Genomic DNA, 12462 nt, shown 5'->3' with positions numbered 1-12462 from the left:
GTCTCTATCGTCCACTCTGTCATCCCGATACGCAGTGAGGGATCTATATAAAATAAGCATGTTGACTAATAAACTCAAGAGATAACAGATCCCTCACTGCGTATCGGGATGACAGATTCAAATAAAAATGTTACTGCTCGTTTTATAATATCAAACTCAGATTGAACTACCTATTTGTCTATCTACCAATTAACCTTTTGTAAAATAATCTTAACCATTACGTAACAATTGCGTAGCAGAAGTGTTATAATAATGAAATAATATTGCATCAGAATTAATAAAGTCACGATATATAAATAAGAAAAAATATGAAAAAGATACTATTTTTCGCTTTCGCAGCTTTACTTCTAGTTTCTTGTAGTTCATCTAACAAAAACGGAGCAAAATTATCGGGAGCAGGAGCTACATTTCCCGCACCATTCTACAATATCGTTTTTAAAAGTTACTCTCAAACAGCAGGAAACAATGTTACTTACGGAGCCGTAGGTAGTGGCGGAGGTATTCGCAGTCTGAAAGACAAAACAGTTGACTTCGGTGCTACTGATGTATTTTTATCTGATGCCGAACTAAAAGATATGGGTGCAGATATAGTACATATTCCTACTGCACTCGGAGCCGTAGTGCTGGCATACAACTTACCTAATGTTACAGACTTGAGACTGACTGCCGAAGTTATCTCAGATATATACAGAGGTAAAATCACCAAATGGAATGACGAAAAAATTAAAACATTAAATCCGGGTATAACTTTCCCTGACAAAGCAATAACTGCCGTGTATCGTTCGGATGGCAGTGGAACAACATTTGTGTTCTCTGACTATATGAGCAAAGTGAATGACAATTGGAAGAATGAAATAGGTAGCGGTAAATCGCTGAAATTCCCTGCCGGAATCGCAGCTAAAGGAAATCCGGGAGTAGCAGGTATTGTTGCCGAAACAGAAGGTTCGATCGGATATATCGGTTCTGAATATGCATTAGCTCTGAACATTACAGCCGCATCGCTACAAAATAGTGCAGGTCATTTTATCAAAGCCGATACCAAAAGTATATCTGCTGCTGCAAACGTAGATATGCCAGCTGATACCCGCCTGATGATTACCAATTCGCCTAATCCTGAAGCCTACCCTATCAGCACTTTCACATGGATAATTGCTTACAAAGAACAAGGATATAATAACAGAAGTGAAAACACAGCCAAATCACTCAGCAACCTGCTTAGTTTTGTTATAAGCAAAGAAGGACAAGATATTGCAGCAAAAACTCACTATGCTCCACTATCGCCCGCTGCTCTTGAAAAAACGCAGGCAATTATTAAGTCAATGACTTTTAACGGAAATCCGATTGTTACAGAATAAGTAAGAACTCATATTCTTTTACTTAAATTTTAAATTACACAAAGGGTTTATATACTCGTTAAGATGAAAGACAAAATATTTAAGATAATACTTTTTATAGCCTCTTGTTTGATATTACTTCTGACAGCAGGTATAGTCTATGGCTTAATAAGCAAAAGCATAGACGCCTTCTCATCCTTCGGATTCATCGGATTCATATCTTCTTCGGAATGGGATTCGGTCAACAACCAGTTTGGAGCCTTATCATTCATTACAGGTACACTTATCACATCTATTCTTGCCTTACTGTTCTGTATACCCTTTTCACTGTCGATTGCCTTGTTTAACGGCGAATACTTCAGAGGTAAAAAAATAGCAACAGTAGTTAGTTCTATTGTAGATTTACTAGCCGGCATACCATCGATCGTTTACGGTTTATGGGGATTTTATGTACTACGCCCCATTCTTGTTGATATGGGACTCAGTGCACAAGGATTCGGCGTATTATTATCGTCCATTATCTTGGCGATTATGATTATCCCTTACGCTTCATCATTAAGCACCGAATTTATATCGATGGTGCCCAACGAATTGAAGGAAGCAGCATACAGCTTAGGAGCAACTAATCTTGAGGTAATACGAACAGTAAGCCTCCCCGTTGCAGGATCGGGAATTTTCGCCTCATATATATTAGCTTTCGGGCGTGCATTAGGCGAAACAATGGCTGTAACCATGCTGATAGGAAATACAAATAATATACCTCAAAGCATATCCGATACAGGAAATACAATGGCTAGTATCATAGCCAATCAATTCGGAGAGGCCGATGGCTTAAAACTAAGTTCGCTTATGGCTATCGGATTGCTGCTATTCCTTATAACAGCTTCGATCAATTTTATAGCCAAGTATATCATGAAAATTGTAAATAGATGAAAAAGAATATATTTTCAAGTTCCAGATATAGATTAGCCAAGAATAGGGCATTCTTCTTTAGTGTCTGCTTTTTTTCGGCTATTACAATGATTCCTCTTTTCCTCATCTTGTGGGAACTGGTGAAGAAAGGATACAGACAATTTAATGTAAGCTTATTTACAGAGGTTGCACCCACATCGATGGAAGCCATGCTTGCACGTATAAGCGGTGATCTTATTCCGGGCGGTATATTAAACGGATTAGCAGGTACACTATTTATTCTGGCTATGGCAATCGTGATAGCAATACCGGTCGGCATAATGACCGGCATTTATCTTGCAGAAAATCAAAATACACGGTTCAGCAAATTAATCAGAAGCCTTACCGATCTCTTACAAGGTATTCCATCTATCGTAATAGGTATAATCGTTTATATCTGGGTGGTAAAACCCATGTTCAGTTACTCTGCGCTGGCTGGTAGCGTAGCATTGGCGATAATGATGTTACCGATGATTATACGCTCCACAGAAGAGAGTCTTAAGATGTTACCCACTTCGCTCAAAGAAGCAGGGCTGGCATTAGGTGGTTCTTATAGTTCTGTAGTACTCAGAATATTACTACCTTCAGCATTCGGAGGGTTATTTACAGGATCGCTACTTGCCGTATCGCGTGTAATGGGTGAAACAGCACCATTACTGGTTACAGCATTGGGCGCATCGGTTGTCAACTGGGATGCCGCACAACCGACAAGTGCTATTTCGCTATTGATATGGGAATTTTATAACGATCCCAACTTGGCGGATTTAGTTTGGTCATCATCATTATTTTTACTTCTTATCGTATTAGGAATTAATATATTTGCAAAAAGCATAGCTAAAAAATGGAAAATACAATAACGACAGACAATAAATATATACTTGAGTTGAAAGATGTATCTGTATCTTATACTCCGGGCAAAAATGCAGTAAATGCAGTAAGTGCAGGGATAAAACCAAATACAGTTACTGCCATAATGGGCCCTTCGGGCTGTGGTAAGAGTACTCTGTTACGTGCTATCAATCGCATGCACGAACTATATCCGGATATTGTAACCACAGGTGAAATATTATTGAAAGGTGAAAATATCTTCGAAATGAATCCGATGAAAGTTCGTCGATTGGCTGGTATGGTATTTCAACGACCGAATCCATTCCCTACGATGAGCATATCTGACAATGTACTTGCAGGCTATAAACTGAATAATATAAAACTGAGTAAATCCGATAAGGAAGAAATCGTAGAGCAAAGCCTGCGTAGTGTGGCTTTGTGGGACGAAGTAAAGGATGCGATAGGGAAAAAAGGAACATTCCTTTCAGGCGGTCAGCAACAGCGGCTATGTATCGCCCGTGCTTTGGCTCTTAAGCCCGAACTGCTATTAATGGACGAGCCGACATCGGCACTCGACCCCATTTCTACGAATAGAATAGAAGAACTGATATTAGAATTAAAAAAGCAATATACAATTGTGATTGTAACGCATAATATGTCGCAGGCAGCCCGTCTGTCCGACAACTCGATGTTTATGTATTTGGGCGAACTGGTAGAATATGGCACAACCAAGCAAATGTTTACCAAGCCTAAGGATAAACGTACAGAAGATTATCTGACAGGGGTATTTAGTTAAGGTCACAGACCTTTTTATTACTTTAGAGTTATAACAAGCAATAGTTACCATGTAGCTATCTAAAATAGAAAAAACGATGACAACAAATATGAAATTGAAGCAACTCGAAATTCTACTTAACGATTTTGAGTTATTATCAAAAACCGCTTTGGTTCAGATGCAGATTGTAAACAGGCTGTCCGAAGACAATAGTATCAAAGCGCTTTATGAAGAAGCAGAATCGAACGAAATAATAATGGACAGGCTGGAAATAAAAATCAGAGAAGAAGTTGTTTTTACCATTTTCCAGTTCAACCCCATAGCTGCCGATCTAAGAAAAATAATTACTTATCAGGATATTACAACTAATCTGGAGCGTGTCGGCGACATGCTTTTAAATATCATCCATTTCCTTAAAGTAACAGATATACATCACGCTGATTTTGATGTAATACGGAAATTGATACATAAAATGTTAGGAGCTGTAAATGAAATGTTGCGTAATGCTATATTTTCATTTTCGAACCGCGATAGTCATACTGCATACAAAATTATTAAAGACGATGATAAAGTAGACAGCCTGTTTGATCAAATTGGAATATCTTTACAGGAAACATTCGCCACTAAAGAGTTAAGCAAAGATCAGATACGAAACATTATCAATGTAAATGCAATATCTCACAATCTCGAACGCATCGGAGATAGCGCTACTAATATTGCCGAGGCAACTATTTATTTGACCGAAGGAAAAGATATAAGACATGGAAATGAAGAATAACGAGACATCTATACTAATAGTAGACGATGAGGCCGACATCCGCGAAATCCTTCAATTTAACCTCGAACACGAAGGATATATCATCGATCAGGCTGAGTCGGCTGAACAGGCACTCGAAAAGCTATCACCTAAGCATCAGCTGATTCTTCTTGATGTTATGATGGGTGGCATATCGGGATTTAAACTTGCCGACCAATTGAGAAAGCTGGGAAACAATATTCCAATTATATTCTTAACGGCAAAAGATACCGAAAATGATATGCTGACCGGATTTTCGATCGGAGGAGACGACTATATATCTAAACCCTTCTCGATAAAAGAAGTAATTGCCCGTGTAAAAAGTGTAGTGAAAAGAGCGAGCTTAACAGAGAAGGCCGAGAAAGCTAAGGTTCTGGATATAAACAATCTGAAAATTGATTTAGATTCTAAAGTTGTTTCTATCAGTGATGAGACTATTGATCTTACAAAAACCGAATATAATATACTTGTCTTACTTGTTCAGAACGAAGGGCGGACTTTCTCCCGTTCCGATATTTTAGAAAAAGCATGGGATGGAAACGGCATTGTATTAGACAGGACGGTAGATGTACACATCACCCGCCTTCGGAAAAAGATAGGACAATATGGCGATTACATTGTCAATCGTACAGGGTACGGATACAGCTTTAATATGCACAACAAATAAAGGTCGTAAACCTTTGTAATATAAAACAGGTCAATAATTATTTCTTAATACATCATAAACTCAATATAGTTATGAAACTGACATATAAACAACGCATCTTTTGTTACTTCCTCGTCATCTTTGTGTTATTTGCAGGGAGCATAATTATATTTGAACAAAGCGAAGAAAAAAAGTATCGCACAGATGATCTGATAGCACGTTTGGATCGTTATTCCGAAATTGTACACAAGTATATTGAGCAAAATCAGTTGAATGATACAACCATACCTAAACTCCATAATCTGGCAGACATTTTGCCAGACGATATCCGTATCACAGTAATAGGTACAGAAGGGAAAGTAAAATACGACAAAGATGTAACTAACTTAAATACATTAGAAAACCATCTGGATCGCCCCGAAATAAGAAATGCACAATATCAATCGCATGGTTGGAATATCCGTATGTCGGCATCTACAAAACACGAGTATATTTATTATGCAAAACATTATCCATCATACTATGTACGTGTAGCGCTACCTTACAATATTGAAACAAAAAATATGCTTCAAGCTGACAAAATGTTTATCTATATTGTCGGCATAATGTTCATTATCGTATTAGTATTACTGAATTATGCCGCAGGAAGATTTAGTAGTTCCATTGCCAGATTGAAAACCTTTACTTCACTGATAAAAGGAGATAAACCACTTCCAAAAGATATACATTTCCCCGATGATGAATTAGGAGAGATCGGATATGAGTTAGTGGATATATTTGACCAAAAAGAAAAAATAAAGCACAATATAGAATTAGAACGTGAGAAAATTATACGCCACTTCCAATTTTCGGAAGAAGGTTTATGCATATTCTCGTCCGATCGCAAAAAGGTCTATGCCAACACGCACTTCATCCACTTTATGAATTTCATTGCCGATAAACCGATGTTCAATGTCGACATGATTTTTCAGGAAGACGCATTCAGTCCTATCATGGAGTTTCTGAATGATACAAATAAAGTACAAAACCATTCTATATTCGAACTTAACAGAAATGGTAAAGTATTCCTGATAAAAACAATCGTATTCGAAGATAAAAGCTTCGAAATAACGATAAAGGACATAACCAAGGTTGAGAAAAACCGTTTGTTGAAACAAGAAATGACTAATAACATAGCGCACGAATTGCGCACACCTGTTACAAGCCTACGTGGATACCTCGAAACACTGAATGAGCAAAGTTTACCTGCTGATAAACAAAAACAATTTATCGACAGAGCATACCAACAATCGATTCGCTTATCTAATCTGATAGACGACGTAAGCCTCATCAGTAAAATGGAAGAGTCGACAAAACAATTTACGACCGAGAACATCAATCTGTCGCAGGTTATAAATGATGTTCGTATTGATCTTACAGACAAGTTGGTAGAAAACGATATAAAACTCGACATTTCACTTAAAGACGATTTACATCTGACAGGTAACTATACTTTACTCTATTCCATCTTCCGTAACCTAATAGATAACTCGATAAGTTATGCTGGGCCACATACCGAGATACATATAAACAATTACATGGAAGATGAAAAATTCCTATACCTATCATTCTATGATACAGGAAAAGGTGTCGGCGAAGAACATCTGAACCGCTTATTCGAACGTTTCTACCGTGTATCTGAAGGACGCACACGAGATGCTGGTGGTTCTGGTCTGGGATTATCTATTGTCAGAAATGCTGTATTGTTTCACAAAGGAGAAATACAGGTAAAAAATAGGATAGATGGAGGGCTCGAATTTCTGTTCACATTAAAAAAATAGATCATAAATGCTAATATCGGTTTCTGTTTAGCAAACCCCTATTTCAAATACAAATATCTGAACTACGAAATATATTTGAATATTTTATAGTTCAGATATTTGTATTTACTTTGTAGCAGAATATAAATCTCGCTCATTTTTAATTTAATGACAGCTTACCCTCAATATATATCAGCTTTTCCTATCATTTTTTCTGCTGAAAATTTGGAGGTTAACCATGTTTTATTAGAGAGAGAGAGAGAGAGAGAGAGAGAGAGAGAGAGAGAGAGAGAGAGAGAGAATATATAGTAATATTATTCCGTCCAAACAAGAGTTCCCTTAATTTTAATAAATTATCTGCTCGGCTTCTATGAGGTCCGGGTTTTCTTTGTTTATGCAACTCGTTAACGAAACGATATAACCTCTTGAGATAACAATACGATTTTCTACTACTAACCCATAAATGGTCTGCATATCCAAACAACTACTATGATAAGATACATTATTATACTAATTCTACTATTTACTGCACTTGGCAATATTTCATCTAAGAATGAGACTGATTCTATAGCCAAGGAACTAAATAATGCGCTGAATAACATCGAGTCTTATGATGCTGTTAAAGAAAAGAACATACAGAATCTAAAGCAAATGTTGACTATAAAGAACTTATATCCTGAGCAAATATATGAGATCAATAGTAAGCTGTGCAACGAGTATAGAAAATATATATCAGATTCTGCCGTGACCTATGTTTTAGATAATATTAAAATTGCAAATCAGATTGGAAATCTCGATCTTAAGAATGAAGCTAATCTGGAACTGGCATGGCTATATTCGACAGAAGGTCTATATATAGAAGCCAAGAATATACTCGACAATATAGATCGGTCTACATTGATAAAAGAGCAACTTCCCGACTATTACGAAATATACAATGCATTTTGCAGCCATTATGGACAAAGCAACAATAACGCCAATTATTATAAGAAAAGCGAGTTATATCGTGATTCCCTATTAATGGTTCTTGACACTCAATCGACTCTATACCAAATAACTTATGCTACCAAAATATTTTATAAAGGGCAAAGAGACGAGGCCGAAACAATTCTGTTATCTCTTTTAGATAAAACATCCGATAAAGATGCCGATCGTGCGGTAATTGCCTACATGCTCGGACTAAAATATAAAGAAGACGGTAATATTGAATTACAAAAAAAGTATCTATCCATGTCTGCTATTACCGATATCAAAAACTCGATAAAAGACAATGCTTCATTACAGGGATTAGCATTAATGTATTATGGAATGGGTGACATAGATCTCGCATATAAATTTATAGAAATGGCCATAAACGATGCTGTATTTTGTAATGTTCGGTGCAGAACTTTCGAAACATCATCCTTCTATCCGCTAATAAATGCAGCATACCAAGCTAAAGAGAATAAACAAAAATCAGAACTTCAATCATATTTAATACTCATCAGTATCTTATCGGTATTTCTTATCATTGGTATTATCTATGTGTACAGGCAAATGAAAAGACTGTCGCGTATCAGAAAAGAGCTATATCATACAAATGTAAAACTAAGCAAACTGAACGAAGATTTAAATAGTGCTAATAGTAGTTTGAGTGAAGCAAATCATATTAAAGAAGAATATATAGCACATTTTTTCGATCTGTGCTCAACGTACATAGATAAGTTTGAAGATTATCGCAAATCATTAAGCAAACTTGCAGCCAACAATAAGATCGAAGATTTGTTCAAAGCTCTTAAATCGACCATACTGATCGAAAACGAATTGGAAGATTTATACAAAAACTTCGATTCCATCTTCTTAAATATATACCCAACCTTCGTAGAGGAGTTCAATGCCCTGCTTCTCCCCGATGAACAGATACTGCCCAAGCAAGGCGAATTTTTGAATACCGAATTACGGATATTCGCACTAATTCGTCTAGGTATTACCGACAGTGTTAAGATTGCCAGCTTCCTTCGATATTCTTTAAGAACTGTTTACAATTACCGCACAAAAGTCAGAAACAAAGCTGCCGATTCTCGTGACGAATTTGAGGAAAGAGTGAAAGAAATTGGAGCGGTAAGCAAAAAATACAAGTAATAAGTCAGTACTTTTTATACCACCGAATAAATGCTAATTACCTATAAAACAGTAGTTAGCATTTTCAGTTTAGTACTTTTTCTCCGCACAAAAAAAAGACAAGGCTCTATATAGGTAGTTTCACTATATCAAAAACATTTTTAAACGATGCTTAACCTTATTTATGTTTTTGGACAACCGTATCTTATATACTAATTTTAATATCATGAATCTATGAATCTAATTGTACTAAAAAAACAATTTTTCTACACTTTATGCCTATTATTTGCATGCATGGTCTCAGTACCTATTTATGCCCAAAATAATATGCAGGTTGAAGGAACTGTAACCGACGCCGCTTCCGGGGAAACCCTTATTGGAGTCTCAATCGTTCAGAAAGGGACAACCAATGGTACTGTAACCGACATGGATGGTAATTTCACTCTAACCAACGTACCTCAAGGTGCACTTATCGTTATCTCTTATGTGGGATTTGATCCCATTGAAATTCGTGCAACTACCGAAAAAATGAATGTAAAACTAAATGAATCAAACAGGCTGTTAGATGAAGTTGTTGTAATCGGATATGGAACAGTTAAACGTAAAGATGTTACGACTGCCATATCGAGTGTTACGACACAAGACCTCGACCAACGCCCTATTGTATCTACAGCTCAGGTAATACAAGGTCGAGCAGCGGGTGTTTCAGTCATACAACCCAATGGTGCTCCCGGTGGCGAAATGTCGATCCGTGTTCGTGGTACTACCTCATTCAACGGAAGTAATGACCCGCTATATGTAGTAGACGGAGTACCTGTTGACAATCTGAATTTCTTATCTCCAAATGACATAGCAAGCCTACAAATACTAAAAGATGCCTCTTCTGCCGCAATCTATGGTTCACGTGCAGCGAACGGGGTTATAGTAATTACAACTAAAGCGGGATCTGCTGCCGATGGCGCTAAAATAACAGTTAACACACAATTCAGTGCAAGTAAAGTAACAAACAAGATCAAACCTCTCAATACCTCTCAATATAGAGAATTACAAAACGAAATAGGACTGATATCTTTACCTGAAGACCTGACTGACCAAACAAACTGGTTCGACGAAGCTTACTCGACAGGTCGAATGGAGAACTACCAAGTTTCCATTTCTGATGGAACAGAAAGATTAAAATACTTCATATCGGGTGGATACCTCAACGAAAAAGGAGTATTGAATACAGCTTACTATAAACGTTATAGTTTTAGAGCAAACATCGACAGTAAGGTTCGCAAATGGCTTACCCTCAACGCAAACATTTCTTATTCGGATAATATAAGTAATGGATTAACAACAGGTCTTGGTGCAAATCGTGGTGGAGTTGTCCTATCTGTAATTAATACACCGGCTTATGCTCCGGTTTGGGATCCGGAGAATCCAAATCAATATTACAACAATTTCTATGGTATTGGAAATATTACCAATCCATTGGAAAATATGGAAAGAAGTAAAAATAATAAAAACAAAGAAAATAGATTATTAGCATCCGGTAATGCGATAATAACATTTATGCCCGAATTAAATTTGAAATCATCATTTACTCTTGACCGTCGAAATGCTATAAATACAACGTTTTTAGATCCTATTTCTACAGCTTGGGGGCGAAATCAATTCGGAGAAGCTTCTGACAACCGGAACATGAATACTGTATTGACTTTTGAAAATGTAGCAACATATAACAAAACAATCAACAAGCATGCATTCGAAGTAATGGCGGGTACATCGTGGACTGACTCCGATTATAGTAATAGTTGGATTAACGGCTCTCACTTTCGTAACGATCAAATCCAGACATTAAATGCCGCTAACAGAATAGCATGGAACAATACCGGATCAGGCGCGTCCAAATGGGGTATCATGTCTTATTTAGGACGTATATCTTACAATTACGATAGTAAATACCTCATTACAGCAAATGTAAGAAAAGATGGGTCTTCAAAATTGCACCCCGATCATCGCTGGGGTACATTCCCATCCATATCGGCAGCATGGCGTATATCTTCCGAAGATTTTATGCAAGGACTTGACTGGCTCGACGATTTGAAGATTCGTGGAGGCTGGGGTAAAACAGGTAACCAATCGGGTATAGGCGACTATGCTTATTTACAACGCTACAACATAACCCGAGTAGAGTGGTTTGTTACAGGACAAGAAAATTCTCTTCCAACCATTAGCCAAGCTAACTTGAGAACTCCCGACTTAAGGTGGGAAACAACAACACAAACCAATCTGGGTATCGACTTTACAGCATTCAGAAACCGACTTACAATAAATCTTGACTATTATTATAAATTGACAAGTGATATGTTGATGAGTGTATCATTACCATCGGGTGCAGCAGCAGCCAACAATATTACTCGTAATGAAGGGGAAATGACAAATCGAGGCTTCGAAGCGACTGTAAGTAGTCGAAATTTGGAAGGTGTATTTTCATGGAATACTGATTTTAATATTTCATTCAACAAGAATAAATTGAAGAGTCTCGAATTACAGCAAATATATAACGATGCCAGAACAAGCGATGTTATAAATGAAACAGTAGTACGCAACGAACCGGGAAGATCTCTGGGTGGTTTTTACGGTTATATCAGCGATGGCGTAAATCCGGAAAATGGAGAATTGATGTATCGGGATTTGAACGGGGATGGTAAAATATCTTCGACAGACAGAACATACATTGGAGATCCTAATCCTGATTTCACCTATGGTATTACAAATACTTTCTCATGGAAAAACTTCAACCTGAGTATATTCATTCAAGGATCGTACGGCAACGATGTCTTCAATGCTTCAAGAATTGAAACAGAAGGTATGTATGATGGTAAAAACCAATCTACACGCGTACTGGACCGTTGGAAAATACCCGGTCAGATAACCGATGTACCTAAAGCGGGCTTCGATATGAAAAACTCGACTTATTTCATCGAAGACGGTAGTTATCTACGCCTTAAAGACATCTCGTTCTCTTACAATTTCACAGGAGAAGTTCTTAAGAAGATCGGAATAAACCGTCTACAGCCATACTTTACATTAAGCAATCTGGCAACATGGACTAATTATTCGGGAATGGATCCGGAGGTGAACCAATGGGGAAATAATGGAGCAGTACAAGGCATAGACTGGGGTACTTATCCTCATAGTAAATCGTATGTGTTTGGTATTAATTTCGAATTTTAAAATAAACCTAT

General features: G+C 37.2%; 9 protein-coding genes. All 9 read left to right on the top strand.

Translation table 11 applies throughout. The features are described from left to right. The first annotated feature begins 308 nt into the window (after window positions 1-308). The 9 genes from pstS to G7Y57_RS06305 all read left to right on the top strand — a co-directional run bounded on the left by pstS (window position 309) and on the right by G7Y57_RS06305 (window position 12451). On the top strand, window positions 309-1355 hold the full coding sequence (pstS, locus tag G7Y57_RS06345; RefSeq protein WP_165021363.1) for a phosphate ABC transporter substrate-binding protein PstS: 1047 nt from the start codon (window positions 309-311) through the stop codon (window positions 1353-1355). A gap of 63 nt (window positions 1356-1418) precedes the next feature. Next, window positions 1419-2267 carry a phosphate ABC transporter permease subunit PstC gene (gene pstC, locus G7Y57_RS06340; protein WP_165021362.1) on the top strand — a complete coding sequence of 283 codons (849 nt, stop codon included), beginning with the start codon at window positions 1419-1421 and terminating at the stop codon, window positions 2265-2267. Beyond that, the gene (gene pstA / locus G7Y57_RS06335; RefSeq protein WP_165021361.1) at window positions 2264-3142 is read left to right on the top strand and encodes a phosphate ABC transporter permease PstA; all 879 of its coding nucleotides are present in this window, start codon (window positions 2264-2266) and stop codon (window positions 3140-3142) included. Before pstC ends, pstA begins: the two co-directional genes overlap by 4 nt. After that, window positions 3127-3909, top strand: a complete 783-nt coding sequence (pstB, locus tag G7Y57_RS06330; RefSeq protein WP_165021360.1) for a phosphate ABC transporter ATP-binding protein PstB — start codon at window positions 3127-3129, stop codon at window positions 3907-3909. The genes pstA and pstB overlap by 16 nt, the downstream gene beginning before the upstream one ends. Before the next feature lie 88 nt (window positions 3910-3997). Then, window positions 3998-4666: a phosphate signaling complex PhoU family protein gene (locus tag G7Y57_RS06325; RefSeq protein ID WP_255491356.1), complete on the top strand. Its 669-nt coding sequence runs from the start codon at window positions 3998-4000 to the stop codon at window positions 4664-4666. Continuing rightward, the gene (locus tag G7Y57_RS06320; protein ID WP_255491355.1) at window positions 4650-5351 is read left to right on the top strand and encodes a response regulator transcription factor; all 702 of its coding nucleotides are present in this window, start codon (window positions 4650-4652) and stop codon (window positions 5349-5351) included. The genes G7Y57_RS06325 and G7Y57_RS06320 overlap by 17 nt, the downstream gene beginning before the upstream one ends. 71 nt (window positions 5352-5422) lie before the next feature. After that, window positions 5423-7150 (top strand): sensor histidine kinase, encoded by a 1728-nt coding sequence (locus G7Y57_RS06315; RefSeq protein ID WP_165021358.1) that lies wholly within the window; start codon window positions 5423-5425, stop codon window positions 7148-7150. Window positions 7151-7618: 468 nt separating this feature from the next. Then, complete coding sequence (locus G7Y57_RS06310; RefSeq protein ID WP_185153925.1) at window positions 7619-9250, top strand: DUF6377 domain-containing protein; 1632 nt, start codon at window positions 7619-7621, stop codon at window positions 9248-9250. Between the two features lie 273 nt (window positions 9251-9523). Continuing rightward, complete coding sequence (locus tag G7Y57_RS06305; protein ID WP_410492640.1) at window positions 9524-12451, top strand: SusC/RagA family TonB-linked outer membrane protein; 2928 nt, start codon at window positions 9524-9526, stop codon at window positions 12449-12451. The last annotated feature ends 11 nt before the right edge of the window (window positions 12452-12462 follow it).

Origin of the sequence: Dysgonomonas sp. ZJ279, from assembly GCF_011039205.1 — a bacterium.
In the GTDB taxonomy this organism is placed as follows: Bacteria; Bacteroidota; Bacteroidia; order Bacteroidales; family Dysgonomonadaceae; genus Dysgonomonas.
This window is presented reverse-complemented; position numbering and strand designations above follow the sequence as displayed.